Raw genomic sequence first — 24,702 nt, forward strand, 5'->3', positions numbered from 1 at the left:
CCGTCCGGAGTTGCACCCCATGCCCCGTATCAACACCCGTTTCCTGCTGGCTGCAGCGCTGAGCGGCGCGCTGGTCAGCGCCCCGGCGCTGGCCGCGCTGGCCGTCGGCGCCGCGGCGCCCGATTTCTCGGCCGATGCCGCCGTCGGCGGCCAGCCCTTCAAGTTCAATCTGGCCGGCACCCTGAAACAGGGCCCGGTCGTGCTGTACTTCTATCCCAAGGCCTTCACCAGCGGCTGCACCGTCGAGGCGCACAACTTCGCCGAGGCGACGGACAAGTTCAAGGCCATGGGCGCCACCGTCATCGGCATCTCCAACGACGATATCGACACGCTGAAGAAGTTCTCGGTCGAGGCCTGCCGCAACAAGTTCGCCGTCGCCGCCGATGCCGGCGCCAAGGTGATGAAGGACTATGACGCGGCGCTGCTGAAGTACCCGGGCGTCGCCGACCGCATCTCCTACCTGATCACGCCGGAGGGCAAGGTCGGCGCCGTCTTCGCCAGCCTGAACCCGGACGGCCATGTGGAGGCGATGCTGAAGGCGGTCGAGCAATGGAAGGCCGGCGCCAAGCGCTGAGCGCGCAGGGAATCACGCCGGCGATCTGGAACAATCCAGCCCGATGAGCAAGCAGCAGCAGGATCACCACGGGCAGGCATCGCCGCCGCTGTCGACCAGGCCGGTGCGGCGGCGCGTGGCCGAGGACACCCTGCCCGGCGCGCTGGACGAGCTGGTGGGCGACGGAGCCGGCCGCGTGCGCCTGGTCGACGAGGTCGCCCATGTGCTGCGCCAGCGCATCTACAGCGGCGCCCATGCGCCCGGCGAGCTGCTGCGCCAGGTGCAGCTGTCGCAGCAGCTCAACGTCAGCCGCACGCCCTTGCGCGAGGCCCTGCGCATGCTGCAAAGCGAGGGCCTGGTGGAGGCCGACGGGCCGCGCGGCGTCTGCGTCGCCCGCGCCGACCGCCAGCGCCTGCTCAATGCCTATGCGCTGCGCGAGATGATCGACGGCTTGGCCGCGCGCCAGGCGGCCGAGCGCCAGGCGGCGCGCGCGCGGGCGCGGCTGATGCCGCTGATCGAGCAGCAGCTGGGCACGCTGGAGCCCTGGTCGCCGGCCGACTATGTGCGCTTCAACGTCGACTTCCATGCGGCCATCATCGAGCTGGCCGACAACGAATTCCTCAGCGGCCAGATGGCGGTCGTGCGCCTGACCTCGACCGTGTTCGCGCCGGCGGTGCTGGTCAGCCGCGACCGCGCGCGGCCGGCCGTCGACGAGCATGCGCTGGTCGTCCAGGCGATCGCCGCCGGCGACGGCGAGGCGGCCGAGCGCCTGGCCCGCCAGCACATCCGCGAGACCATCGCCTGCCTGCTGGCCGGGCGCGGCGCCGCCGCGACGATTGCGCCCGCCGCGCCCCCCGCCTGGGCGGCATGACGCTGTTCCTGCTCCGCCGCGCCTTCACCCTGCTGGCCACCCTGCTGGCGGCCTCGGCCCTGGTGTTCGGCGTGCTGGAGCTGCTGCCCGGCAATGCGGCGCAGGCCTTGATGGGCCCGGAGGCCGCGCCCGAGGCGGTGGCCGCGCTGGCCGAGAAGCTGGGCCTGAACGAGAGCGCCCTGCTGCGCTACGGCCGCTGGCTGGCCGGCATGGCGCAGGGCGAGTTCGGCGACAGCTATGCCTACAGCACGCCGGTGCGCGCGCTGATCGCCGAGCGGCTGACGCTGACGGTGCCGCTGGCCCTGCTGGCGATGGCGCTGACGACGCTGCTGGCGCTGACGGCCGGCGTCTATGCCGCCGCGCGCCAGGGCCGGGCCGGGGACTGGGCGGTGATGGGCCTGACGCAACTGGGCATCGCCGTGCCCAATTTCTGGTTCGCGATCCTCTTGATCCTGGCCTTCTCGGTCGGCCTGCAATGGCTGCCGGCCGGTGGCTTCCCCGGCTGGAACGAAGCCGCCGGCGGCGGCTGGTGGCCGGCGCTGCAGGCACTGCTGCTGCCGGCGCTCGCGCTGGCCCTGGTGCAGGCGGCCATCCTGGCGCGCGTCACCCGCGGCGCGGTGCTGGACCTGCTGGGCGAGGATTTCGTCCGCACCGCGCGCGCCAAGGGCCTGACGTGCCGGCAGGCGCTGTGGCGTCATGTGCTGCGCAATGCGCTGCCGCCGGTGCTGACGGTGATGGGCCTGCAGTTCGCCAATCTGCTGGCCGGCACCATCGTGATCGAGAACGTGTTCACCCTGCCGGGCCTGGGTCGGCTGATCTTCCAGGCGATCGCCAACCGCGACCTGGTCGTGGTGCGCAACTGCGTGATGCTGCTCGCCGGCCTGGTGGTGCTCGTCAATTTCTGCGTGGACGTGCTGGCCGCCGTCATCGACCCGAGGCTGCGCCTGCATGCGGCGGCGTCCTGAGCGCGGCCTGGCGATCGGCCTGGTGCTGAGCCTGGCCCTGTTGCTGGCGGCCGGCCTGTCGCTCTTGTGGACGCCCTGGCCGGTGCAGGAAATCGACCTGGCCGCCAAGCTGAAGGGTCCCAGCGCCGCGCATTGGCTGGGCACCGACAGCCTGGGCCGCGATGTCGCCAGCCTGCTCTTGGCCGGCGCGCAGGTCTCCCTGCTAGTGGGCGTGATCGCCGTCGCGATCGGCCTCGTGCTGGGCGTCGCGCTGGGCCTGCTGGCGGCGGCGCGCGGCGGCTGGGTGGAGGAGGTCATCATGCGCGCGGCCGACCTCGGCTTCGCCTTTCCGGCCATTCTGACCGCGCTGCTGATCGCCGCGGTCTGGGGGCCCGGCATCGTCGGCGCCATCGTCGCCATCGGCCTGCACAATGTGCCCACCTTCGCCCGCGTCGCCCGCAACGGCGCGCATGCGGCCTGGGCGCGCGACTACTGCCTGGCCGCGCGCGCCTGCGGCAAGAGCGCCCTGGCGATCAGCCTGCAGCATGTGCTGCCGAATATCGCGCCGCTGCTGATCGTGCAGGCGACGATCCAGTTCGCGCTGGCCATCCTGGCCGAGGCGGCGCTGTCCTTCCTGGGCCTGGGCACGCAGGCGCCGCAGGCCTCCTGGGGCCGCATGCTGGCCGAGGCGCAGACGCAGCTGTTCAACGCGCCGCTGCTGGCCGTGTTCCCGGGCCTGGCCATCATGCTGGCCGTGCTGGGCCTGAACCTGCTCGGCGACGGCTTGCGCGATCTCAGCGATCCGAAGCGGCGGGGGGCGCGGCGATGAGCGCGCTGCTGGAGGTCGAGGACCTGCGCATCCGCCTCGGCGGGCTCGAGCTGCTGCGCGGCCTGAGCTTCTCGCTGGCTCCAGGCGAGACCCTGGGCCTGATCGGCGAGTCGGGCAGCGGCAAGACGCTCACCGCGCTGGCCCTGATGGGCCTGCTGCCGGAGGGCGCCGAGCTCGCGGGGCGCTTGCGCTTCGCCGGCCAGGATCTGCTGGCGCTCGACGAGCGCGGCTGGTGCGCGCTGCGCGGCGGCCGCATCGCGATGGTGTTCCAGGAGCCGATGACGGCGCTGAACCCGCTGCATCGCGTCGGCCGCCAGGTGGCCGAGCCGCTGCGCCTGCAGCGCCGGCTGCCGGCCGCGGCGGCGCAGGCCGAGGCGGGGCGACTGCTGGCCCGCGTGGGCCTGGACGAACAGGCGGCCCAGCGCTATCCGCACCAGCTCTCCGGCGGCCAGCGCCAGCGCGTGATGATCGCGATCGCGCTGGCGGCCGGGCCGCAGCTGCTGATCGCCGACGAGCCGACCACCGCGCTGGACGCCAGCCTGCAGGGCCAGGTGCTGGAGTTGCTGGCCGGCCTGGTGGCCGAGCGCGGCATGGGCCTCCTGATGATCTCGCACGACATGGCCCTGATCGCGCGCCAGGTGCAGCGCCTGGTCGTCATGTATGCCGGCCAGGCCGTCGACAGCGGGCCGACGGCCGCCGTGCTCACGCGCCAGGCTCATCCCTACACGCGTGCGCTGCTGGCGGCGCGGCCCCGGCTCGGCGTCGGCCGCGGCCAGCGCCTGGCCGCGCTGCCGGGCCAGGTGCCCGCGCCGGGCGAGCTGCGCGCCGGCGCCGGCTGCAGCTTCCGGCCGCGCTGCCCGCTGGCGGCCGAGATCTGCCGGCAGGATCCGGCGCCGGTCGCCGTCGAGGGGCATGCGCACTGGATACGCTGCCTGCGGGCCGGGGAGGCGCTGCACCGTGGCTGAACAGGCACCGCTGCTGCGCGTCGAGGGCCTGAGCCGCAGCTATGCGCTGCCGCGCCAAAGCCTGTTTCGCGCGCCGCCGCGGCTGCAGGCGCTGCAGGACATTGCCTTCCAGATCGAGGCCGGCCAATGCCTGGGCGTGATCGGGGAGTCCGGCTCGGGCAAGAGCACCCTGGCGCGCGCGGTGCTGGCGCTGGACCGGCCACAGCGCCGGCACGACGCCGGCCGCGTGCTGCTGAAGGGCCAGGACCTGCAGGCGCTGGACGCCAAGGCCTTGCGGCGCGCCCGCCAGGACATGCAGATGGTGTTCCAGGACCCCTATGCCTCGCTCGATCCGCGCATGAGCATCGGCCGCATCGTCGCCGAGCCGCTGGCCGCCTTGCACGGCGGCCTGGGCCCGCGCGGCCGCCACGAGCGGGTGCGCGACAGCCTGGAGGCGGTGGGCCTGCGTGCCGCCGACATGAACCGTTATCCACACGAATTCTCCGGCGGCCAGCGCCAGCGCATCGCGATCGCGCGCGCCCTGGTCAGCCGGCCCAAGCTGATCGTCGCCGACGAGCCGGTCAGCGCGCTCGACGTCTCCATCCAGGCCCAGGTGCTGAATCTGATGCAGGAGCTGGCGCGGCAGTACGGCCTGGCCTATCTGCTGATCAGCCACGACCTGGCCGTCGTCGACCACCTGGCCGACCAGGTGCTGGTGCTCTACCAGGGCCGCATCGTCGAGCGCGGCACGCCGGCGCAGGTGTTCGGCGCGCCGGAACATCCCTACACGCGCCGGCTGGTGGCAGCCATGCCCTGATGTCATCATCGCCCTCATGACCTGGATCGAACCGGCCCTCCGCGGCCTGCTGCTGACCCTGGGCCTGCTGGCGGCCGCGCTCGCCCAGGCCGCCAAGCCGAACCTCGTGCTCGGCATGACCCTGGAGCCGCCGGGCCTGGACCCGACCGCCGGCGCGGCCTCGGCGATCGCCGAGGTCGTGCACTACAACGTGTTCGAGACGCTGACCAAGATCACGCCCTCGGGCGGCGTGCAGCCGCTGCTGGCGCAGAGCTGGGAAATCTCGCCCGACCGCAAGACCTACACCTTCCGGCTGCGCCGCGATGCGCGCTTCCAGAACGGCGAGCCCTTCGACGCGGCGGCGGTGAAGTTCTCCTTCGAGCGCGCGGCCGGCGCGCAGAGCAGCAACAAGGACCGGCGCGTGTTCGCCGCGATGCAGGCGATCGCAACGCCCGACCCCGGGACGGTCGTGATCACGCTCAAGGAGCTGGAGCCGGACCTGCTGTTCCTGCTGGGCCAGGCGACGGCGGCCATCGTCGAGCCCAAGAGCGCGGCCGGCAATGCGACGGCGCCGGTGGGTACCGGGCCCTACCAGCTGGAGCACTGGGCCAAGGGCGCCGCGCTGAGCCTGAAGGCCTGGCCCGGCTACCGCGCCGCTGCGGCGGTGAAGATCCCCCGGGTGAGCTTCCGCTTCATCGCCGAGCCGGCGGCCCAGGTTGCGGCCCTGCTGTCCGGCGATGTCGACGCCTTCCCGCGCGTGGCGGCGGCGCGCAGCCTGGCGCAGTTCAAGAACCAGCCGCAGCGCTTCCAGGTGCTGAGCAATCCCTCGCGGGCGAAGACCATGCTGGCGCTCAACAACAAGCGCAGGCCGCTCGACGATGTGCGCGTGCGGCGCGCGATCGCGGCCGCGATCGACCGCAAGGCGGTGATCGAGGTCGCGGCCGACGGCTTCGGTGTGCCGATCGGCAGCCACTATGTGCCCGGCGCCCCCGGCTATGTGGACCTGACGGCGCTCAATCGCTACGACCCGGCCGCGGCCCGGGCGCTGCTCAAGGAGGCGGGGGTGGGCTTGCCGCTAGAGCTGAGCCTCAAGCTGCCGCCGACGCCCTATGCGCGCCAGGGCGGCGAGCTGATCGCGGCACAGCTGGCCCAGGTCGGCATCAAGCTGAAGATCGAGAACATCGAGTGGGCGCAATGGCTGTCCGGCGTCTACGCGAACCGCAACTACGACTTGACGCTGATCTCGCACGTCGAGCCGCTGGACCTCGGCAACTACGCCAAGCCCGGTTATTACTGGGGCTACGAGAGCGCCGAGTTCGCCGCGCTCTACGCCAAGACCCTGAATGCGCCCAATGAGGCCGAGCGCCTGCGCCTGCTCGGCGACGCGCAGCGCCTGCTGGCGCGCGACGCGGTCAATGTCTGGCTGTACCAGCCGCTGTGGATCACGGTGGCGAAGAAATCGGTGAAAGGCCTGTGGACCGAGATGCCGATCTTCGTCAACGATCTGTCGGCACTGAGCTGGGAATGAGGATGAGCATGAGCCTCCATGAACTGAGCGCCGTCGAACTGCTGCAGGCCTATCGCGCGCGGACGCTGTCGCCGGTCGAGGTGCTGCAGGCCACCTTGGCCCATATCGAGCGCTGGGAGCCGCGGTTGCGCGCGCTCTATGCCTTCGATCCCGAGGCGGCGCTGGCCCAGGCGCGCGCATCGGAGGCGCGCTGGCGGCGCGGCGAGGCCTTGGCCCTGGATGGCCTGCCGCTGACGCTGAAGGAGAACATCGCCAGCCGCGGCACGCCGGCGCCGCTGGGCAGCGCCGCGACCGTGCTGCAGCCGGCCGCCGAGGACGCGCCGCCGGCGGCGCGCATGCGCGAGGCCGGCGCGGTGCTGCTGGCCAAGACGACGATGCCGGACTACGGCATGCTCAGCTCGGGCCTGTCGAGCTTCCACCCGCTGACGCGCAATCCCTGGGACCTGGACAAGAACCCGGGCGGTTCCAGCGCCGGTGCCGCCGCGGCGGCCGCGGCAGGCTACGGGCCGCTGCATGTGGGCACCGATATCGGCGGCTCGATCCGCCTGCCGGCCGGCTGGTGCGGGGTGTTCGGCCTCAAGCCCAGCCTGGGCCGCATTCCGATCAAGCCGGCCTATGCCGGCCGCGTGGCGGGGCCCATGACGCGTACGGTGGCCGATGCGGCGCTGATGATGGGGGCCTTGAGCCGGCCCGACTGGCGCGATCCGACCAGCCTGCCGCCGCAGGACATAGCCTGGACGGCGCTGCGCCGCGAGCTGCGCGGCCTGAGGCTGGGCCTGCAGATGGACGCCGGCTGGGGCCTGGCGGTCGAGCCCGAGACGGCCGCGGCGGTGCAGGCGGCGGCGCGGCTGTTCGAGCAGGCCGGCGCCATCGTCGAGCCGCTGCAAGCGTTCACGACCCGTTCGATGATCGAGGGCCTGGACCGCTTCTGGCGCCTGCGCTGCTGGCTGGACATCGCCGCGCTGCCGGCCGAGCGGCAGGACCGCATCCTCCCCTATATCCGCGACTGGGCCGCCGGCGCGGCCGGCATCGGCGCCGCCGAGCTGTTCCACGGCCATGCGCAGATGGCGGCGCTGCGCGAGGCGGCGGTGTCGGCCTGCCAGCCCTTCGACTTCGTGCTCTCGCCGGTCAGCCCGGTGCCGGCCTTCAAGGCCGAATGGGCCAGTCCGATCAACGATCCGCAGCGGCCCTTCGAGCACATTGCCTTCACGCTGCCCTTCAATATGAGCGAGCAGCCCTCGGCCAGCATCAACTGCGGCTACACCGCGACCGGCTTGCCGATCGGCCTGCAGATCACCGGCCGGCGCTTCGACGACCTGGGCGTGCTGCAGCTGTCGGCCGAGTTCGAGCGCCTGCGTGCGCCGCAGCAGCCCTGGCCGCAGCCATGAGCGACGGCAGCGAGCGCGAGAAGATGCTGGCCGGCGCCGACTACGACGCCGGCGATGCCGAACTGCTCGCGCTGCGCCAGCGCGCGCGCCGGCTCTGCCAGCGCCTGAACGCGCTCGATCCGGCCGACACCGCGACGCAGCAGGCGCTGACCGCCGAGCTGCTGGGCGTCGACAGCAGCGACGCCTTCATCACGCCGCCCTTCTTCTGCGACTACGGCCTGCACCTGAAGCTGGGCGCCCGCGCCTATTTCAACGCCGGCTGCACCGTGCTCGACGTCGCGCCGGTGACCATCGGCGAGCATGTGCTGATCGGCCCGGCGGTGCAGATCTACACCGCCCTGCATCCGCTGGACGCCCGGCGGCGCCGCGCCGGCGTCGAGTCCGGCGCGCCGGTTGCCATTGGCGACGATGTCTGGATCGGCGGCGCGGCGGTGATCTGCCCCGGCGTGACCATCGGTGCGGGCGCGGTGATCGGCGCCGGCAGCGTCGTCACCCGCGATGTGCCGCCCGGCGTCTTCGCCGCCGGCAATCCCTGCCGGGTGATACGCCGGCTCGGCGACGCGTCGGCCTGAACACAAGGAGATTCGCGATGCTCACGCTTTATGGCACCCAGGGTTCGGGCTCGGCCGCGGTCGAGGCCGCGCTGGCATGGGCCGGCCTGCCCGTCCGCTTCGTCGATGCCGCGTCCTGGAAGCCCGGCCCGGGCCTGGACGAGCTGGCCCAGGTCAACCCCTTGCAGCAGATCCCGACCCTGCGCCTGGAAGACGGCACGGTGCTGACCGAGAGCGCGGCCATCCTGATCCATCTGGGGCTGGCGCATCCGGCTTCCGGCCTGCTGCCGGCCGAGGCTTCGGCGCGGGCGCTGGCGATCCGCGGCCTGGTCTTCATCGCGGCCAACTGCTATTCGGCCATCAGCATCATCGACTACCCGCAGCGCTGGTGCGCCGATGCCGAGGAGGACAAGCCGGTGCAGGAGCGCATCATTGCCGGCTCGCGCGCGCGCCTGCACAAGCACTGGGAGATCTTCGCCGACCAGTTTTTTGCCGAAGGGCGCCCCTTCCTGGGCGGCGAGCAGCCCGGCGCGCTGGATCTGCTCGCCACGGTGGTCTCCAAATGGTCGGGCGCACGCAAGCATCTGCAGCAGCAGCGGCCGGGCTTCCATGCGCTGCTGCAGCGCGTCGAGCAGCACCCCAGGTTGGCCCCGCTGTTCGCGCGCCACTGGCCGGCACCATAATTCACGCCGTTGCCGGTCGATCTCCGCTCAAGCGGACGCGCCGGCCGGCCGAAGACGACCGGAGGAGAATGAATTCCATCATGTTCATCGAGCTGCCCGATGGCTTGAGCATCTATTTGCTGCCGCTGCTGATCGCCGTGCCGCTGGCGCTGCTGGTCTATTTCATCAGCCGCCGCCAGGAGCCCGAGGAGCAGCTGCCCCCGCCGGCACCGGTGCCCGCGCCGACGCCCGTCGCCGCGGCTGCTCCCGCGCCGACCGCCGCCGTCGAGCCGGCCGCCGTGCTGCTGGTCGACGATTCGGCGGTCGCACGCGCCAAGCTGGGCCGGCTGTTCGACGGCGCCGGCTACCGCACGACCCTGGCGCGCGATGGCGTCGAGGCGCTGGAGCGCCTGGCCGAGCAGCGCTTCCAGGTGATGGTCACCGACCTCGAGATGCCCAACAAGGACGGCTTCGAGCTGATCGCCGCCGTCCAGGGCGCGATGGAGACCGAGGACCTGCCCATCATCGCGATCACCGGCCACGACGAGCTGCAGGCGCGGGTGCACCAGATCCAGGGCGTCTACGGCATCTTCAAAAAGCCCTGGAACGACCGCGAGCTGCTCAAGCGCGTCGAGGCGCTGGCGCATCTGCGCCACTAGCGGCTCAAGACCAGGCCCCGGCGGGCCCGCCTGTCGCTATGCTTCGGCCGCATGAAACGCCTGCTGAAGATCCTCATCGCCGGGCTGCTGGCCCTGTTTCTGCTTGCCGCGGCCGTGCTGGCCTGGTATCTGCACGGCAAGCGCCCGCAGCGCGACGCCGAGCTGCGGCTGGCCGGCCTGAGCGCGGCCGTCGGCGTGCGCTGGGACGAGGCCGGCGTGCCGCATATCGAGGCGCGCAGCGAGGCCGATCTGTACCGCGCGCTCGGCTATCTCCATGCGCAGGACCGGCTGTTCCAGATGGAGATGCTGCGCCGCCTGTCGCGCGGCGAGCTGGCCGAGGTGCTGGGCCCCAAGCTGGTCGACACCGACCGGCTGTTCCGCACCCTGGGCATCCGTGCCTATGCCGACGCCTATGCGGCGCGCGAGTTCGCCAACGCCGACACGCCGGCCAAGCGCGCGCTGCTGGCCTATCTGGACGGCATCAACCAGTACCAGGCGACGCGCCCGGCGCCGCTGGAGTTCGACCTCCTCGGCATCCCCAAGCGGCCGTTCACGCCGGCCGACACGGTCAGCGTGGCCGGCTATCTGGCCTACAGCTTCGCCGCGGCCTTCCGCACCGAGCCGGCGCTGAGCGAGCTGCGCGACAAGCTGGGCGCCGACTATCTGAAGATCTTCGACCTGGCCTGGCACCCGGACGGCGTCGTGCGCCGCGATCTGCGCCCGGGCGACTGGCAGGACCTCGGCCGCCTGGCGCGGCTGAGCCAGGACGCGCTGGAAGCCGCTGGCCAGCCGCTGTTCGAGGGCAGCAATGCCTGGGCGGTCTCGGGCAGCCGCACGGCCAGCGGCCGCGCGCTGCTGGCCGGCGACCCGCATATCCAGTTCAGCGTGCCGGCGGTCTGGTACGAGGCGCATCTGAAGGCGCCCGGCTTCGAGCTCTACGGCCACTACCAGGCGCTGAACCCGATGGCCCTGCTGGGCCATAACCAGGCCTTTGGCTGGAGCCTGACGATGTTCCAGAACGACGATCTGGACCTAATCGCCGAGAAGCTCAACCCGGCCAATGCCAACGAGGTTTGGTACCAAGGCCGCTGGGTCGCCTTGCAGACGCGCGAGGAGCAGATTGCCGTCAAGGGCGCGGCGCCGGTCAGGCTGGCGCTGCGCCGCTCGCCGCACGGGCCCATCGTCAACGACGCCTTGGCCGGCGCCGCCGGCAGGACGCCGATCGCGATGTGGTGGGCTTTTGCCGAGACCGAGAACCCGGTGCTGCAGGCCTTCTACGAGCTGAACCGCGCCGACACGCTGGACAAGGCGCGCGCGGCGGCGGCCAAGGTCCATGCGCCGGGGCTGAACATCGTCTGGGCCAATGCGGCCGGCGACATCGGCTGGTGGGCCGCGGCCAAGCTGCCGCTGCGGCCGGCCGGCGTCGATCCGAGCTTCATCCTCGACGGCGCCAGCGCCGAGTCGGACAAGCTCGGCTTCGCGCCCTTCGAGCGCAATCCGCAGGAGGAGAACCCGGCGCGCGGCTACATCGTCTCGGCCAACCACCAGCCGGCCGGCAGCGAGCCGGTGCCCGGCTACTACAACCTCTGGGACCGCGCCGAGCGGCTGGACTCGGTCCTACGCGACCCGGCGATCAAGTGGGCGACGGCCAATAGCAAGGCCCTGCAGCTGGACGTGGAGAGCGGCTACAGCCGGCGCATCCTGCGGCCGCTGCTGGCGGCCCTGCGCCAGGCGGCGCGCAACGACGAGGACCGCCTGCTGATCGAGGAGCTGATCGCCTGGAACGGCCGCTACACGATCGAGCAGCGCGCGCCGGTGCTGTTCCAGCAGCTGCACTACGAGCTGGCTCGCGCGGCCATGGCCGACGAGCTCGGCGAGGCCTGGTTCGACAATCTGCGCCGCACCCGTGCGCTCGACCATGCCTTGCCGCGCCTGATGGCCGACGCGGCCTCGCCCTGGTGGGACAAGCGCGGCACGCCGCAGGTGGAGACGCAGGCGGAGATCGTCGCCGAGGCCTGGGCCCGGACGATCGATCATCTGCGCCAGAGCTTCGGTGCCGAGCCCAAGGACTGGACCTGGGGCCGCGCCCACACGCTGACCCATGGCCATCCGCTGGGCCAGCAGGCGCCGCTGGACAAGATTTTCAACGTCGGCCCCTTTGCCGCGCCGGGCTCCCACGAGATGCCCAACAATCTGGCCGCCCGGCTCGGACCGGCGCCCTGGACGGTGGTCTACGGGCCGTCAACGCGGCGCATCATCGACTTCGCCGCGCCCGGGCAGGCGCTGGGCATCAACCCGGTCGGCCAGAGCGGCGTCTGGGGCGACCCGCATTACGCCGACCAGGCCGAGCGCCATGTGAGCGGCCAATACCGGCAGCAGTATCTGGACGAGGCCGATGTGGCGGCGCACACGCGCAGCCGCCTGCAGCTCAGGCCCTGAGTCGGCGCCGCGGCGTCGCGGGCCTCCTGTCGCCCCGCGCTCTCAATGCCCGACGATCACGCGATGCGCGCGTCGCACCAGGGCCCAGACGACCAGCGCCACCACGGGCACGGCCACGGCACTGGTCGTCTCGACGCCGAAGGGCCAGCCGATCTTCTGCGCCCCCTTGGCCAGATAGCTGATCAGCCCCACGATGTAGTAGCTGATCGCGGCGACCGACAGGCCCTCCACCATCGCCTGCAGCTTCAGCTGCAGATCCTGGCGCCGGTTCATCGCCGCCAGCAGCGCCTGGATGCCGACCTGCTGCTCGATCTCGACCCGTGTGCGCAGCAGGTTGCTGACGCGCGAGATGCGTTCCGACAAGGCGGTCTGCCGGCGCGCCGCCCATTCGCAGGTGCTCTTGGCGGGCGTCAGCCGGCGCTCCATGAACTCGGCAATCGTCTGCAGGCCCGGCAGCCGCGTTTCGGCGATGTCGGCGATGCGTTTTTCCATCAGCTCGAAGTAGGCGGTGCTGGCGGAAAAGCGCGAATGTGTCGCGGCATAACCGCCCTCGACCTTGGCCGCCAGTCGCGTCAGGCGGTCGAGCAGCTCCGGCTCCTGCTCGCGCCGGGCGCTGCGGATCGCCTGCGCCAATTCCGCCAGCTCGTGCTCCGCCGCGCCCAGCATGGCCGAGGCCTCACGCGCGACGGGCAGTCCCAGCAGGGCCGCCATCCGGTAGGTCTCGATCTCCAGCAGGCGCTGAACCAGCCGCCCCAGGCGGCGCGGCGCCATCTTGCCGGGCAGTACCAGCATCCTGGAGAAGCCATCGGCATGGGTGGCGAAATCGGTGAAGACCTGCCCCTCGCCGCCGGCGACCGCGGAGCCCAGTAGGCTGTCCTCGCTCAACAGGCCGCGGGCGAGATCCTGCGCCGCCCAGCGGCCGTCCGCCAGCAGCCACAGATGCAGGCCCACCAGACAGGCACCGGGCAGGGCGGCCAGCCAGTCTTGCGGCAGCACGGCCAAGGCGGTGGCCGGCTGCTGCGCATCGAATCGCTCGTCGGCCAACGTGCGCGAGAAGGTCCAGCTGACGAACTCGGTATGCAATTCCCAGCGCAGCCGGTAGCTGCCCAGGTCCATGCGCAGGTGGGTCGTGTCGGGCCCCGGCTCGGCCAGGTGCTGATCGCGCAGCAGCCGGGCCAGATGCTCGCGGCTGGCCAGCAATTGCTCGCGGTCGCAGAGCATCACGATGTGCGAGATCGACAGGGGCGCGCTCAGCGGCTCCGGAGGGCGCTCATGGACCTCGTTGTGCAGCCGTATCCTCTGCGCGTGCTGGGTCAGCGCACCGTACATCGAAACCCCTTTCGGCTATGTTGCATTGCAGCATAGCCCAAGGCGAGCGTTCTGGGGACCTTGCTGTTGTGCACGCACCCCAAGGCCTGGGATCACGACCAGCCGCCGCAGACGCTTCAGCTCGACACGCTGACGACGACCTTCCCCTTCGCCCTGCCCCCCTCCAGATAGCCGAGCGCCTCCTTGGCCTGGTCGAAGGGGAATATCTTGTCGACGACGACCTCGATCGCCTTGCCGTCGATGAGGGCGGCGATCGTTTCCAGATCGGCGCCGCTCGGATGCATGAACAGGTAGCGGTAGCGAACGCCGTGCCGGGCCGCGGTGCGTCGCGTGGCGAAACTGATGAGCCAGAAAAGCGCGGTCAGAGCGGCGCCGCGCCGGAGGTCGCGCCGCGCCGTCTCCGGTTCGGGCAGGCCTGCAATCGACACCACCGTCGCTCCGCGCTTGAGCACCGAGAAACTGCTGGCAAGGGTGGGTCCACCGAGCAGATCGAAGGCCGCGTCGTAGTCGTGGAGCAGGTCCTGAAATCGCTCCCGCGTGTAGTCGACCACCAGATCGGCACCGAGACGGCGCACCAGCGCCTCGCCGCGCGGCGAGGCCGTGGTCGCCACCGTCGCACCGAGGTGCTTGGCAATCTGGATGGCGAAGGTGCCGACACCCCCCGCGCCGCCGGAAATGAAGACGCGCTGCCCCTTCGCGAGTCGCAGCTCGTCGCGCAGTGCCTGCAGGGCGGTCAGGGCCGCGAGCGGAACGGCGGCGGCCGCCTCGAAGCTCAGCGAGGCCGGCATTCTTGCAAGATGGTCCTCATGCACCGAGGCCCACTCGGCCAGCCCGCCCATCCGGTCCTTGTCGAGGCGGGCATAGACGCGGTCGCCAGGCGAAAAGCGCCTGACGTCGCTGCCCACCGCATCCACCACGCCGGCGATCTCGTTGCCCATCACCGCCGGCAGCGGATAGCGCCGGATCACCTTGAGCTGGCCTTCCCTGGTCTTGAAGTCCACCGGGTTCAGGCCCGCCGCCCGCACGCGGACCAGGACCTCGGCAGGCCCGGGCCGAGGAGGGGGGACGTCGTCCCGCAATTCGGTGGCTTCGGGTCCGCCGTAGCGGGTCAGCATCAACGCGCGCATCAGCCGTGCCTCATGGTGAATGGAAGGATGTGAAAGCCAGCCCCGCGCCGCGAGGTTACCCCGATCGGCGCAGGCCTGCAGCAGGGGGCTGCCGCCCATGAAACAAGCCTTTGCTAGCCCGGCTGCCTTTCGTCGGCCCAGTCGACGATCTCGAAGCGTTCGCCGCGGACCTGCACGCGGTTGATGCCGGCGTTCGGGATCGCGCAGACGCGCGGTCCCTGAAGGTCCAGCCCATGGGCCAGGCGCCAGACGATGTCCAGCACGCCGCCATGGGTGACGACGGCCAGGCGCCGGCCCGGCCAGGCCGCGGCCAGCTGCGCCAGCGCCGCCGAGACGCGCGCATGAAAGGCCTGCCGGCTCTCGGCGCCGCCGGGCAAGGCGTAGTCCGGCTGATGCCGCGCCCAGCGCTCGAACTCGGCCGGGTGCTTGGCACGGATCTCCTCGAAGCTGAGGCCCTCGAGGATGCCGAAGGCCTGCTCGCGCAGCGCCGGCGCGAGCTGCGCCGGCAGCCGCAGCGCCCGCGCGACCGGCTCGGCCGTCTGGCGGGCGCGCAACAGATCGCTGACGACCAGGCCGTCTATCGGTCCTCGGCCATGCTCATCGAGCAGGCGCCGGGCCAGGTCTTGCGCCTGGGCCAGGCCCTGCGCGTTCAGCGCGGTGTCGATCTGACCCTGGAAGCAGGGGCGCCGGTTCCAGTCGGTCTCGCCGTGGCGGATCAGCAGCAGCTCGGTGGGCGGCGTCGGCAACAAGGGTTCAGATCCAGGGCTGCGGCAGCTGCTCGGTGGCGATCGCGCGCTGCACGGCCGGCCGGGCCAGCATGCGCTGCAGATAGGCGGCGATGGCCGGCAGGCTGCGCGCCGGGCGGGCGAAGCCGCGCGTCCAGCGGCACAGCATGAAGGCCATCGGATCGGCGACCGTGTATTGAGCGCCGAGCAGCCAGGGGCCGCCGCTGCGCGCCAGCTGCGCCTCGAGCTGATCGAGCAGCGGGGCGATGCGCGCCTCGGCATGTTGCTTCACCTGGGCCACGCCCTCGACATTGCCCTCGTCGACCCAGCGCTCGGGGTAGTAGTAGGCGATCAGCAGCGGCTGCAGCGTGTTGGTCAGCCAGACCAGCCATTTGTAGAACTGCGCGCGGGCGGCCGTGCCCAGCGCCGGCGCCAGATTCGCGTCGGCATGGGTGTCGGCCAGGTGCAGCAGGATGGCGGCCGTCTCGTAGAGCACCTGGCCGCCATCGACCAGCACCGGGATCAGGCCGTTCGGGTTCATCGCCAGATAGGCCGGCGACTTGTGCGCGCCGACATCGCGGCGCACCAGCTCGAGCTGGAAGGGGCGCTGCAGCTCCTCCAGCACGATGTGCGGCGCCATGCTGGCGTTGCTGGGGTGGTAGTGCAGGGTGATGGTGGGCGGGGTAGGGCTGCTCATCGGGCCATTATTGCAAGCACGCCGCCGAGCCCCGGCGTCGCGGCGGCGCGACGATCGGGCCGGCCGGCGCGGCCCTGAGGTAAAAGCGCGGGGCGGCGCCGGTTTTTTTCTTTGACGGGCTCGCGGCCCGAACGAAACACGCACGGGGAGCAGCTCGATGAGGCAGATGGGAGGCTCGATCGCCTTGGCGCTGGCCTTGGCCGCCGGCGGCGCGCAGGCGCAGCCGAGCAGTGAGGAACTGAGCAAGCGGCTCGAACAGGCGCTGCGCACGATCCAGGATCTGCAGGCGCGCGTGCAGGCGCTCGAAGCGGCGCAGCAGCCGCCGGCCAGACCGGCCGCCGCCGCCAGCGCAGCGCCGCCGGCGCAAGTCCTGACCCCGCCGCCGGCCGCAGCGGTCGCCGCCGCCGCCGCGCCAGCCGCGCCCGCCGCTTCGGCCGCCGACACCACGGTTGCCGCCGCCAAGACCCGGCTCGAGCCCTATGGCCAGGTGATGCTGGACGCCATCTACGACGCCAGGCGAATGAACCCGGCCTACCAGGCGACCATGCGGCCCTCGCAGATCCCGGTCAATTGCCCGGCCGATCCCGGCTGCGGCCAGGACGGTGCCTTCGTCGCCAGCGTGCGCCAGTCCTCGCTGGGCCTGCGCGCGAGCTTGCCGACCGAATGGGGCGAGCTGAAGACCGATCTGTTCTTCGACCTGTTCGGCACCGATGGCGGCACCAATATCCACTGGCAGCGCGCCTGGGCCGAGCTGGGCCGCTGGGGTGTCGGGCAGAACGACTCGAACTTCATGAACATCGACGCCTTCCCCAGCGTGATCGACTACTGGGGTCCCTCCGGTGCCGTCTTCCTGCGCAACCCGCAGGTCCGCTATGCCGCCCCGGCCGGCGAGGGCCGGGTCTGGGCCGTGTCACTGGAGGCGCCGAACTCGGTCATCGACACCGGCAAGCTCTCGCAGCTCGATCCGGCGCTGGGCAGCGGCATCGCGCCGCACAACCGCCTGCCGGACCTGACCGGCTCGCTGCGCATCGAGGGCGACTGGGGGCATCTGAAGGCGGCCGCGATCCTGCGCCGGGTCGGCTTCCAGACCACGACCACGCCGAACGGCCAGCCGGCAAAGGAGCAGACCGGCTACGGCCTGAACCTCAGCGGTGCGCTGAAGCTGTCCGAGCGCGGCACGCTCGGCTGGGACCTGGCCGGCGGCAAGGCGATCGCCAGCTATATCAGCGACGGCGGCACCGATCTGGCGCCGGACGCCCGGCTGCGCGCGCAGGCGGTCGGCTCGCTGGGCTACTTCGTCTACTACGGCCGCGCCTGGGACGACAAGCTGACGAGCTCGATCGGCGTCAGCCAGCACCGCCAGGACAACACGGCCGGCCAGGCCGGCAATGCGCTGCACACAGGCAGCTATGCGTCGGCGAACCTGCTCTACGCGCTGAACACCCATGTGCTCCTGGGCGGCGAATACATCTGGGGCCGGCGCGAGAACAAGGACGGCGCCAGCGCCATCGACAGCCGCTTCCAGTTCTCGACCCGCGTCAATTTCTGAACCGAACGAGGGGGACCATCGAATGAACGCCACCGCTGAACTGCCGGGCATCGCATCGGCCGCAGAGACACGCGAGCCGGTGCTGAGCCCGATCGACCGGGTCTGCGAGCTGTGCTTCGGCCTCTTCATGGCGCTGACCTTCGTCGGCGCCGTGTCGGCCGCCACCCATGCCGAGCAGCGCGAGGCCGGCCAGCTGATGTTCTACACCGCGCTGGGCTGCAATCTGGCCTGGGGCCTGGCCGACGGCGTGATGTACCTGGTGCGCACCTTGACCGAGCGCGCGCGCCGGCTCTGGCTGGCGACCGCCATCCGTGCCGAGGCCGACGAGGCGCGCGGCATCGACAGCCTGCGCGGCGAGTTGAGCGGCGTGATGCGCAATCTGGTCGGCAACGCCGAGCTCGCTGCGATCCGCCGGCGCCTGATCGGCCTGCCCGAGCTGCCGCCGCGCGCGCGGCTCAATCTGCGCGACTTCCAGGCCGCCGGCGCGGTGTTCGTGATCGTCGTGCTGGGCACCTTCCCGGTCGCGCTGCCCTTCCTGATCTTCGAGCCCAAGCCGGCCCTGCTGGTCTCGCGCGTGCTGACCCTGGCGATGCTGTTCGCCTGCGGCCTGGCCCTGGGCCGCTACGCCGGCGGCGGCGGCTGGAAGTCGGGGCTGACGATGATCCTGCTCGGCTGCGGGCTGACGGCGGCGATCATCGCCTTGGGGGGCTGAGCGGCCGGGCGCCGCGGCGCAGCGGCCGCAGCAGCTCGCCCAGGCCGTTGTGGTCGATCTCGTGCATCAGCGCCAGCAGGCGGCCGAGTTCGCCCTTGGGAAAGCCTTCGCGGGCGAACCAGTTCAGGTAGTTGCCCGGCAGGTCGGCCAGCAGCGTGCCCTGGTGCTTGCCGAAGGGCATGGGCATGGTGACGAGTTTTTGCAGATCGTCGGCTTGTGGGGCGCTCATCGGGGTGGCGGGCTCGGTGGCTTCGGAGAGCGATCACCTTAGCGCATTGGCGTGCCAGTCCAGCAGCGCGCGCAATTGCTCGAGTTCGGCCGGCTTCAGCAGATGGCGGTCGAAGCCGGCGGCGGCGGCGCGTTCGCGGTCGTCGGCCTGCCCCCAGCCGCTCAGCGCGACCAGCAGGATGTCGGCGCCCCGCGGCAGCTCGCGCAGGCGGCGGGCCAGCTCGTAGCCGTCCATATCGGGCATGCCCAGGTCGAGGATGGCCAGCCGCGGCATCTGCTCGTGCACCAGGCGCAGCGCCTGCGCGCCGCTGTAGGCGATAGCGGGGCGCGCGCCCAGCGCACCGAGCAGCTCGGCCAGCGTGTCGGCGGCGTCGTGGTTGTCGTCGACGATCAGCACCGTCTGATCGCCCGGTTCCGGCGCCGGCCCTGCGGCGCTGCCGTTCAGCGGCGCGGGCGCTGCGCCGGCTTGGTCCGGCTCCAGCAGCGGCAGGTGGACGACCACGGTGCTGCCCTGGCCGAGGCCGGCGCTGCGCGCGGCGACGCGGCCGCCATGCAGCTCGACCAGGCTCTTGACCAGGGTCAGGCCGATGCCGAGGCCGCCCTGGGCCCTGCGCGCGCTGCCGTTGGCCTGCACGAACATATCGAAGACCGAGTCCAGCATCGAGGGCTCGATGCCCATGCCGGTGTCGCTGACCTCGATGCGGGCCTCGCCGTCCAGCTCGCGTGCGGCGATCCCGATGCGACCGCCGGCCGCCGTGTACTTGGCGGCGTTGTTCAGCAGATTGGCGAAGATCTGGGTCAGCCGCACCGCATCGCCGCGCAGCAGCAGCGGGCGCGCCGGCAGCTGCCGGTCGAGCTGGTGGCCGGCGCCGCGGATATAGGGCCGGCTCTGCTCGATCGCGTCGTTCAGCACCGCCTCCAGCGGCACCGCGTCCATGCGCAATTCGATCTTGCCGCGCGTGATGCGCGAGACCTCCATCAGGTCGTCGACCAGGCGCGCCATATGCTCGACCTGGCGCTGCATCAGCGCGTAGTAATGGGCGCTGTCGGCCGCGTCGATCTGGCGCCGCGTCAGCAGTGCCAGCGCGGTGCTCAGCGGCGCCAGCGGATTGCGCAGCTCGTGCGCCAGCGTGGCCAGGAATTCGGTCTTGCGCCGGTCGGCCTCGTTCAGGTCGCGCAGCAGCGCACGCACCTCGTACTGGCGGCTGCGCGCGCGCAGGGCGCTGCGCGCGGCGCTGACCAGGGCGGCGACGCGCACCGGCCGCTCGATCACGGTGATATTGGCCGGCTGCGCCATCGCCCGCGTGATCGCGCGCGAATCGGCGCCGCTGCGCGCCAGCACCAGCACCGGCACATCGGACCAGGGCGGCTGCGCGGCCAGCAGCTGGCCCAGCGCGCCGGCGCTGGCATCGTCGGCCAGGGTCTCCTCGGCCAGCATCAGCGCGCCGGCGCCGTCCTGGAACTGCTGCAGCAAGCTTGCCATATCGGCGCAGACCCGCGGCTGGAGGCCGGCGTGCTCGAGCACCGCGCAGGCCATCAAGGCGTCGCGGCTGGTGGCGGTGCGCAGCAGGATGCGGGTTTCGGGCGCCTGCTCGCCGCTGCGGGCATTCACGATTGCGACGGCGGCGTGCCGTTGGTGGGGGTCGGCACGCCGGTCAGGATGCCGCGGAAATGGCGCAGCGGTTCGCCGACGCGCACGCCCTGCGCGGTCAGCGAGAACTCGCGGATGCTGCGCTCGTGTGCGCCGCCACGCTTCTTCAGCACCGAGATCGCCTGCCGCACCTCCCCGGCATGCTCGAAATAGCGCAACAACACCACCCCGTCGGCCAGATAGCTGGCGTCGACCGGGGTCTGCATCTGCATGCCGATCAGCCCGTGCTGGGCGCCGACCAGCAGGGTGGCGACGCTGGCCTGGCCCAGATAGGTCAGCAGCTCGTGCAGCTGCGCGATCAGGAAGCGCTCGTCGGGCATCGCGTTCAGATAGCCGTTCAGGCTGTCGATGACGACGACCTTGACCCGGTCCTGCTCGACCGAGCGGCGGATCGCGTCGACGAATTCGCCCGGCGACAGCTCGGCCGGGTCGACCTGGCGCACGGTGATGCGGCCGGCGGCGATCTGCGGCGCCAGGTCCATGCCCATGCCGGCGGCGCGGCTGCGCAGCGTCTGGCTGCTCTCGTCGAAGATGAACAGCGCCGCCGCCTGGCCGCGTTCGGCCGCGGCCAGCGCGAAATGCACGGCCAGCGAGGACTTGCCGGTGCCCGGCGCGCCGAGCAGCAAGGTGCTGGTGCCTTCTTCGATGCCGCCTCCCAGCAGCTCGTCCAGTGCCGGCAGGCCGCTGGCCAGGCGCTGCTGCGACGCCGGCATCGGATGCTCGGCCGCCACCAGGCGCGGAAAGACCTGCAGCCCGCCGCGCAGGATCTTGTAATCGTGGAAGCCACCACGGAACTGGCGGCCGCGGTATTTGCAGACCATCAGCCGGCGCCGCGCCGTGCCGTAGTCCACGCTCAGGCTCTCCAGCCGGATCACCGCATGGGCGATGCTCTGCACCTGCAGGTCATGCTCCATGGCCGTCATATCGTCCAGCAGCAGCACCGTGCACTGGCGGCCGGCGAAGAACTGCTTCAGCGCCAGGATCTGGCGGCGGTAGCGCAGCGAGTTGCCGGCCAGCAGGCGCAGCTCGGACAGCGAATCGAAGACGACGCGGCTGGGCTTGATCTGGTCGACCTCGCTGAGGATCTTCAGGGTCGTCTCGCCGAGTTCGACCTCGGACGGATGGAAGATCGTGTAGTTCTCGTCCGGCTCCAGCGCTTCGGCCGACGGCAGCAGCTCGCGCACATGGATGCCGGCGAGGTCCCAGCCATGCGAGCGGGCGACGCCGCGCAGCTCGCCGATGGTCTCGGACAGGGTGACGTAGAGCATCGACTCGCCGCGCCGCCGTCCCTCGAACAGGAACTGCATCGCGATCGTCGTCTTGCCGGTGCCGGGCGAGCCTTCGAGCAGATAGAGCCGCTCGGCGGTCAGGCCGCCGCCGAGGACGTCATCCAGTCCCGGCACGCCCAGTTGCAGCACCTGCTCGGCGCCGGCCTGCTCGGGCGCTTCGGGCTGCAGGGCGGGTGGCGGCGTCTGGTGGATGTTCTCCATGGCAAATCCCATCGATCGTTCTGCGGGCGATCTTCAGACAGGCGCGCCGAAGCGGCCGTCAGTGCGACGGCCGCCGGCTTGTAGGACTGGGATGATCCGCGCCGCTAGCGGGCGGTGCCGCGGCGGAACAGATTGACGATGGCAAGCAGGATGATGGCGCCCAGCAGCGACAGGCCCAGGCCGGCCACGCTGAAGTCGCCCTGGTTGATCGTGCCGATGCCGAACAGCGGTGCCAGCAGCCAGCCGCCCAGCAGCGCGCCGACGATGCCGACGACCACGTTCAGGACGATGCCCTGCTGCGCATCGGTACGCATGATCATGCTGGCGACCCAGCCGATCAGGCCGCCGACGACGAGCCATATGACGAGATTCATGAAAGGCCTCCTAATAATGATGGAAATGGTCCCCTGGCTGCGGCAATCGGTGTTCCATGGCCGGCCGGGGCGGGGGTCGGGTTTCAGGCCTCTTCGGCCTCCTCATCGCTTTGTTCGCCCAGCAATTCCTCCTTGCGTGCGGCAATTTCGTCGCCGAGCGCGGCCAGGTCGAAGTCCTCGTCCTTGAGCTTCTTCAGCTTCGGGAACATTTCGCCTTCCTCCTCCTTGACGTGGTGGCGAATGTATTCGCCGAGCACCTTGACCTTGGCGTCGTAGAGCTCGTCGGCCGGCGAGGCCGATTCGAGCTGGGCGATCAGGTCCTTGGCGGTCGAATGCTCGACCTCGGCCTCGTCGACCAGGTCCTCGTCCTCGCCGAGCACCTCGCGCGCGGCCGGGTAGAAGATTTCCTCCTCAACCGTCGCGTGCGCGCTCAGCAGCATGCAGATCTGCTGGGCGATCTCCTGCTTCTCCTCGTCCTCGGCCTCCTCGTCGACGAGCTTTTCATACTGCTTGAACAGCGCCTCGACTTCCTTGTGGTCCTGCGTCAGCAGCTTGATCGCGTCTTCGGAGCCGGACTCGCTGCTGCTGCTCGATTTGCGAGCGGTGGTCTTTTTTGCGGTCGCCATGGTTTCTCCTTGCTGGTTGCTGGGTGAAAAGGGTGGAGCAACCCGGCAAGGCCCGTTCCCGCGGCCTTGCCCGACACGGGCATGTCCCTTGCCGCCCGCCGGGGCATGGATGAGACGAGCGAATACCGCGGCATGCGCTACCGCGTCGAGGCGCGGCGCGCCGGGCCGGCCTGGGTCGGCCATTACCTGCTGCTGGGCCTGTCCGAGGCCGAGGCCGCCGAGGCGGCCGATCAGGCGCGCCTGCAATGGGTGCCGCTGGAGCCGGCCTGGGCGACCGAGAACGAGGCCCGTACCAACGCCAGCGAGGGGGCGCAGGCGGCGATCGATGCGCTGCTGGCGAGCCGCGGCGCGGAAAGCTGACGCCGCGGCCCGATCAGACGGCGCAGCCGCCGTCGGCGCCGTAGCCGCTGGGCGTGGCGCCGATCTGCACGCCGTAGCGCTCGGCCGTCATATGCGCCAGGATGGCCAACGCGATCTCGGGCGGCGTGCGCGCACCGATATGCAGGCCCACCGGGCCGTGCAGCCGCGCCAGCTCCGCCTCGCCGAGGCCGAAGTGCTCGGCCAGGCGCGCCTTGCGCTTGCCCTGGTTGACGCGCGAGCCGATCGCGCCGACATAGAAGGCCGGGCTTTTCAGCGCCTCCATCAGCGCCAGATCGTCGAGCTTGGGATCGTGGGTCAAGGCGATGACGGCGCTGTGGCCATCCGGTGCGAAGCGCAGCACGACGTCGTCCGGCATCTCGCGCGTCAGCTGCACGCCGGCGACGGCGAAACCGTCGGCATATTCCTCGCGCGGATCGCAGATCAGCACCTGGTAGTCCAGCGCCAGCGCCATGCCGGCCAGGTACTGCGTCATCTGGCCGGCGCCGATGATCAGGAGGCGCCATTGCGGGCCATGGTGGGTGCTCAGATGCGTGTCGCTCAGGCGCAGCACGTCGGCATCGCGCGCCGGCGCGGCCAGCCGCACCGCGCCGCTGGCCAGTTCCAGCTCGCGCTGCACGCGCTCGCCGCGGTCCAGGCGCGCCAGCAGCTCCTCGATCTGCGAGGCCGGCGTCAGCGGCTCCAGCATCAGCTCCAAGGTGCCGCCACAGGGCAGGCCGAAGCGGGTCGCCTCCTCGGCGCCGACGCCGTAGCGCAGCAGCTCGGGCTTGCGCAGGCGCAGCGCGCCCTCGCGCACCTTGGCGATCAGATCGTCCTCGATGCAGCCGCCGGACACCGAGCCGGCGATCTGGCCGTCGTCGCGCACCGCGACGACCGAACCGATCGGCCGCGGCGCCGAGCCCCAGGTGCGGGTGATGGTGCCCAGCACGACGCGGCGCTCCTCGCGCAACCAGCTGGCCACCTGGCGCAGCACATTCAGGTCGACATTGTCCATGGGGTGGCAGCTTAAGGGCTTTGCCGCCGGCCTGCCCGGCGCCGCGCTTTTCCGAACCCGGGTCGCCGGCTTTCTATGTATGGGCATACATGCGGGAAACCCTGAGATGGCGCCTGAGCGGCGCTGCCGCGAGGATTGGACTCGGTCCTTGACAGACAACACCAGGAGACGAGATGAGCAGCCATCGAATCACGCTCAAGGTCAACGGCAAGACGGTCACGCGCGAGGTCGCGGCGGACCGCCTGCTGGTGCAGTTCCTGCGCGAGGAGCTCGCGCTCACCGGCACCCATATCGGCTGCGACACCAGCCAGTGCGGCGCCTGCACCGTGCACCTGAACGGGCGCGCGGTGAAGAGCTGCTCGCTGCTGGCCGTGCAGGCCCAGGGCGCCGAGCTGACGACGATCGAGGGCCTGGCCGGCGCGAACGGCGAGCTGCATCCGATGCAGGCGGCCTTCAAGGAATGCCACGGCCTGCAATGCGGCTTCTGCACGCCGGGCATGGTGATGAGTGCAGTTGATCTGGTGCAGCACCACCGCTGCGGCTCGGAGGCCGAGATCCGCGAGGGCCTGGACGGCAATCTCTGCCGCTGCACCGGCTACCAGAACATCGTGCGCGCGGTGCAGGCCGGCGCGAACGCCATGAAGGCCTGAGGGGAGAC

At 71.2% G+C, this 24,702-nt stretch carries 26 protein-coding genes; 16 read left to right on the top strand and 10 right to left on the bottom strand.

Annotated elements, in window-relative coordinates:
* The first annotated feature begins 19 nt into the window (after positions 1–19).
* The 12 genes from QWJ38_RS04115 to QWJ38_RS04170 all read left to right on the top strand — a co-directional run bounded on the left by QWJ38_RS04115 (position 20) and on the right by QWJ38_RS04170 (position 12,164).
* Positions 20–574: a peroxiredoxin gene (locus QWJ38_RS04115; protein ID WP_290357763.1), complete on the top strand. Its 555-nt coding sequence runs from the start codon at positions 20–22 to the stop codon at positions 572–574.
* Between the two features lie 43 nt (positions 575–617).
* Positions 618–1,424: a GntR family transcriptional regulator gene (locus QWJ38_RS04120; RefSeq protein WP_290357764.1), complete on the top strand. Its 807-nt coding sequence runs from the start codon at positions 618–620 to the stop codon at positions 1,422–1,424.
* Positions 1,421–2,389 (top strand): ABC transporter permease, encoded by a 969-nt coding sequence (locus QWJ38_RS04125; protein WP_290357765.1) that lies wholly within the window; start codon positions 1,421–1,423, stop codon positions 2,387–2,389. Before QWJ38_RS04120 ends, QWJ38_RS04125 begins: the two co-directional genes overlap by 4 nt.
* A complete protein-coding gene (locus QWJ38_RS04130; protein ID WP_290357766.1) occupies positions 2,373–3,197 on the top strand; it encodes an ABC transporter permease in 825 nt (274 codons plus the stop codon). The genes QWJ38_RS04125 and QWJ38_RS04130 overlap by 17 nt, the downstream gene beginning before the upstream one ends.
* Complete coding sequence (locus QWJ38_RS04135; RefSeq protein WP_290357767.1) at positions 3,194–4,162, top strand: ABC transporter ATP-binding protein; 969 nt, start codon at positions 3,194–3,196, stop codon at positions 4,160–4,162. The genes QWJ38_RS04130 and QWJ38_RS04135 overlap by 4 nt, the downstream gene beginning before the upstream one ends.
* On the top strand, positions 4,110–4,958 hold the full coding sequence (locus tag QWJ38_RS04140; protein ID WP_434063939.1) for an ATP-binding cassette domain-containing protein: 849 nt from the start codon (positions 4,110–4,112) through the stop codon (positions 4,956–4,958). Before QWJ38_RS04135 ends, QWJ38_RS04140 begins: the two co-directional genes overlap by 53 nt.
* 16 nt (positions 4,959–4,974) lie before the next feature.
* Complete coding sequence (locus QWJ38_RS04145; RefSeq protein WP_290357769.1) at positions 4,975–6,465, top strand: ABC transporter substrate-binding protein; 1,491 nt, start codon at positions 4,975–4,977, stop codon at positions 6,463–6,465.
* An 8-nt stretch (positions 6,466–6,473) separates the two neighbouring features.
* Positions 6,474–7,853 carry an amidase gene (locus tag QWJ38_RS04150; RefSeq protein WP_290357770.1) on the top strand — a complete coding sequence of 460 codons (1,380 nt, stop codon included), beginning with the start codon at positions 6,474–6,476 and terminating at the stop codon, positions 7,851–7,853.
* Entirely contained in the window at positions 7,850–8,425 is a 576-nt protein-coding gene (locus QWJ38_RS04155; RefSeq protein ID WP_290357771.1) for a sugar O-acetyltransferase, read from the top strand. Before QWJ38_RS04150 ends, QWJ38_RS04155 begins: the two co-directional genes overlap by 4 nt.
* 17 nt (positions 8,426–8,442) lie before the next feature.
* Positions 8,443–9,087, top strand: coding sequence for a glutathione S-transferase (locus QWJ38_RS04160; protein ID WP_290357772.1), 645 nt, complete (start codon positions 8,443–8,445; stop codon positions 9,085–9,087).
* A gap of 68 nt (positions 9,088–9,155) precedes the next feature.
* Positions 9,156–9,725, top strand: coding sequence for a response regulator (locus QWJ38_RS04165; RefSeq protein ID WP_290357773.1), 570 nt, complete (start codon positions 9,156–9,158; stop codon positions 9,723–9,725).
* A 51-nt stretch (positions 9,726–9,776) separates the two neighbouring features.
* On the top strand, positions 9,777–12,164 hold the full coding sequence (locus QWJ38_RS04170; RefSeq protein ID WP_290357774.1) for a penicillin acylase family protein: 2,388 nt from the start codon (positions 9,777–9,779) through the stop codon (positions 12,162–12,164).
* 42 nt (positions 12,165–12,206) lie between these two features.
* Here the strand turns inward: QWJ38_RS04170 and QWJ38_RS04175 are convergent, their stop codons facing one another.
* The 4 genes from QWJ38_RS04175 to QWJ38_RS04190 form a co-directional block, all read right to left on the bottom strand.
* Positions 12,207–13,493, bottom strand: a complete 1,287-nt coding sequence (locus tag QWJ38_RS04175) for a DUF3422 family protein (protein WP_290357775.1) — start codon at positions 13,491–13,493, stop codon at positions 12,207–12,209.
* A gap of 116 nt (positions 13,494–13,609) precedes the next feature.
* Entirely contained in the window at positions 13,610–14,719 is a 1,110-nt protein-coding gene (locus QWJ38_RS04180; RefSeq protein WP_290357776.1) for an NADP-dependent oxidoreductase, read from the bottom strand.
* Between the two features lie 14 nt (positions 14,720–14,733).
* Positions 14,734–15,369 (bottom strand): histidine phosphatase family protein, encoded by a 636-nt coding sequence (locus QWJ38_RS04185; protein ID WP_290357777.1) that lies wholly within the window; start codon positions 15,367–15,369, stop codon positions 14,734–14,736.
* Positions 15,370–15,373: 4 nt separating this feature from the next.
* Entirely contained in the window at positions 15,374–16,042 is a 669-nt protein-coding gene (locus QWJ38_RS04190; RefSeq protein ID WP_290357778.1) for a glutathione S-transferase family protein, read from the bottom strand.
* A gap of 157 nt (positions 16,043–16,199) precedes the next feature.
* Here QWJ38_RS04190 and QWJ38_RS04195 point away from each other — a divergent pair, with 157 nt between their 5' ends.
* Together QWJ38_RS04195 and QWJ38_RS04200 are read left to right on the top strand one after the other, a co-directional pair.
* On the top strand, positions 16,200–17,591 hold the full coding sequence (locus QWJ38_RS04195; RefSeq protein ID WP_290357779.1) for a DcaP family trimeric outer membrane transporter: 1,392 nt from the start codon (positions 16,200–16,202) through the stop codon (positions 17,589–17,591).
* Positions 17,592–17,613: 22 nt separating this feature from the next.
* Entirely contained in the window at positions 17,614–18,303 is a 690-nt protein-coding gene (locus QWJ38_RS04200; protein WP_290357780.1) for a VIT1/CCC1 transporter family protein, read from the top strand.
* Here QWJ38_RS04200 and QWJ38_RS04205 read toward each other — a convergent pair.
* From QWJ38_RS04205 to QWJ38_RS04225, 5 genes are all read right to left on the bottom strand, one after another.
* Positions 18,284–18,532: a DUF3820 family protein gene (locus QWJ38_RS04205; RefSeq protein WP_290357781.1), complete on the bottom strand. Its 249-nt coding sequence runs from the start codon at positions 18,530–18,532 to the stop codon at positions 18,284–18,286. The genes QWJ38_RS04200 and QWJ38_RS04205 overlap by 20 nt on opposite strands.
* Positions 18,533–18,565: 33 nt before the next feature.
* On the bottom strand, positions 18,566–20,143 hold the full coding sequence (locus QWJ38_RS04210) for a hybrid sensor histidine kinase/response regulator (RefSeq protein ID WP_290357782.1): 1,578 nt from the start codon (positions 20,141–20,143) through the stop codon (positions 18,566–18,568).
* On the bottom strand, positions 20,140–21,684 hold the full coding sequence (locus tag QWJ38_RS04215) for a DUF7125 family protein (RefSeq protein WP_290357783.1): 1,545 nt from the start codon (positions 21,682–21,684) through the stop codon (positions 20,140–20,142). The genes QWJ38_RS04210 and QWJ38_RS04215 overlap by 4 nt, the downstream gene beginning before the upstream one ends.
* Positions 21,685–21,776: 92 nt before the next feature.
* A complete protein-coding gene (locus QWJ38_RS04220; RefSeq protein ID WP_290357784.1) occupies positions 21,777–22,046 on the bottom strand; it encodes a GlsB/YeaQ/YmgE family stress response membrane protein in 270 nt (89 codons plus the stop codon).
* 83 nt (positions 22,047–22,129) lie between these two features.
* The gene (locus QWJ38_RS04225; protein WP_290357785.1) at positions 22,130–22,672 is read right to left on the bottom strand and encodes a hemerythrin domain-containing protein; all 543 of its coding nucleotides are present in this window, start codon (positions 22,670–22,672) and stop codon (positions 22,130–22,132) included.
* 105 nt (positions 22,673–22,777) lie between these two features.
* Between QWJ38_RS04225 and QWJ38_RS04230 the strand changes: the two genes are divergently transcribed.
* A complete protein-coding gene (locus QWJ38_RS04230) occupies positions 22,778–23,032 on the top strand; it encodes a hypothetical protein (RefSeq protein ID WP_290357786.1) in 255 nt (84 codons plus the stop codon).
* A gap of 13 nt (positions 23,033–23,045) precedes the next feature.
* Here QWJ38_RS04230 and QWJ38_RS04235 read toward each other — a convergent pair whose 3' ends face one another.
* The gene (locus QWJ38_RS04235) at positions 23,046–24,044 is read right to left on the bottom strand and encodes an XdhC family protein (RefSeq protein WP_290357787.1); all 999 of its coding nucleotides are present in this window, start codon (positions 24,042–24,044) and stop codon (positions 23,046–23,048) included.
* Between the two features lie 173 nt (positions 24,045–24,217).
* Here QWJ38_RS04235 and QWJ38_RS04240 point away from each other — a divergent pair, with 173 nt between their 5' ends.
* Positions 24,218–24,694 carry a (2Fe-2S)-binding protein gene (locus QWJ38_RS04240; RefSeq protein WP_290357788.1) on the top strand — a complete coding sequence of 159 codons (477 nt, stop codon included), beginning with the start codon at positions 24,218–24,220 and terminating at the stop codon, positions 24,692–24,694.
* Positions 24,695–24,702 lie beyond the last annotated feature (8 nt).

The organism is Roseateles violae (assembly GCF_030410485.1).
GTDB classification, from domain to species: Bacteria; Pseudomonadota; Gammaproteobacteria; order Burkholderiales; family Burkholderiaceae_C; genus Roseateles_D; species Roseateles_D violae.

Bases quoted from the DNA above. Each gene is read 5' to 3' on its own strand.
- QWJ38_RS04115 (WP_290357763.1), top strand. From the start codon at position 20: ATGCCCCGTATCAACACCCGTTTCCTGCTGGCTGCAGCGCTGAGCGGC.
- QWJ38_RS04120 (WP_290357764.1), top strand. From the start codon at position 618: ATGAGCAAGCAGCAGCAGGATCACCACGGGCAGGCATCGCCGCCGCTG.
- QWJ38_RS04125 (WP_290357765.1), top strand. From the start codon at position 1,421: ATGACGCTGTTCCTGCTCCGCCGCGCCTTCACCCTGCTGGCCACCCTG.
- QWJ38_RS04130 (WP_290357766.1), top strand. From the start codon at position 2,373: ATGCGGCGGCGTCCTGAGCGCGGCCTGGCGATCGGCCTGGTGCTGAGC.
- QWJ38_RS04135 (WP_290357767.1), top strand. From the start codon at position 3,194: ATGAGCGCGCTGCTGGAGGTCGAGGACCTGCGCATCCGCCTCGGCGGG.
- QWJ38_RS04140 (WP_434063939.1), top strand. From the start codon at position 4,110: ATGCGCACTGGATACGCTGCCTGCGGGCCGGGGAGGCGCTGCACCGTG.
- QWJ38_RS04145 (WP_290357769.1), top strand. From the start codon at position 4,975: ATGACCTGGATCGAACCGGCCCTCCGCGGCCTGCTGCTGACCCTGGGC.
- QWJ38_RS04150 (WP_290357770.1), top strand. From the start codon at position 6,474: ATGAGCCTCCATGAACTGAGCGCCGTCGAACTGCTGCAGGCCTATCGC.
- QWJ38_RS04155 (WP_290357771.1), top strand. From the start codon at position 7,850: ATGAGCGACGGCAGCGAGCGCGAGAAGATGCTGGCCGGCGCCGACTAC.
- QWJ38_RS04160 (WP_290357772.1), top strand. From the start codon at position 8,443: ATGCTCACGCTTTATGGCACCCAGGGTTCGGGCTCGGCCGCGGTCGAG.
- QWJ38_RS04165 (WP_290357773.1), top strand. From the start codon at position 9,156: ATGAATTCCATCATGTTCATCGAGCTGCCCGATGGCTTGAGCATCTAT.
- QWJ38_RS04170 (WP_290357774.1), top strand. From the start codon at position 9,777: ATGAAACGCCTGCTGAAGATCCTCATCGCCGGGCTGCTGGCCCTGTTT.
- QWJ38_RS04175 (WP_290357775.1), bottom strand. From the start codon at position 13,493: ATGTACGGTGCGCTGACCCAGCACGCGCAGAGGATACGGCTGCACAAC.
- QWJ38_RS04180 (WP_290357776.1), bottom strand. From the start codon at position 14,719: ATGGGCGGCAGCCCCCTGCTGCAGGCCTGCGCCGATCGGGGTAACCTC.
- QWJ38_RS04190 (WP_290357778.1), bottom strand. From the start codon at position 16,042: ATGAGCAGCCCTACCCCGCCCACCATCACCCTGCACTACCACCCCAGC.
- QWJ38_RS04195 (WP_290357779.1), top strand. From the start codon at position 16,200: ATGAGGCAGATGGGAGGCTCGATCGCCTTGGCGCTGGCCTTGGCCGCC.
- QWJ38_RS04200 (WP_290357780.1), top strand. From the start codon at position 17,614: ATGAACGCCACCGCTGAACTGCCGGGCATCGCATCGGCCGCAGAGACA.
- QWJ38_RS04205 (WP_290357781.1), bottom strand. From the start codon at position 18,532: ATGAGCGCCCCACAAGCCGACGATCTGCAAAAACTCGTCACCATGCCC.
- QWJ38_RS04215 (WP_290357783.1), bottom strand. From the start codon at position 21,684: ATGGGATTTGCCATGGAGAACATCCACCAGACGCCGCCACCCGCCCTG.
- QWJ38_RS04220 (WP_290357784.1), bottom strand. From the start codon at position 22,046: ATGAATCTCGTCATATGGCTCGTCGTCGGCGGCCTGATCGGCTGGGTC.
- QWJ38_RS04225 (WP_290357785.1), bottom strand. From the start codon at position 22,672: ATGGCGACCGCAAAAAAGACCACCGCTCGCAAATCGAGCAGCAGCAGC.
- QWJ38_RS04230 (WP_290357786.1), top strand. From the start codon at position 22,778: ATGGATGAGACGAGCGAATACCGCGGCATGCGCTACCGCGTCGAGGCG.
- QWJ38_RS04235 (WP_290357787.1), bottom strand. From the start codon at position 24,044: ATGGACAATGTCGACCTGAATGTGCTGCGCCAGGTGGCCAGCTGGTTG.
- QWJ38_RS04240 (WP_290357788.1), top strand. From the start codon at position 24,218: ATGAGCAGCCATCGAATCACGCTCAAGGTCAACGGCAAGACGGTCACG.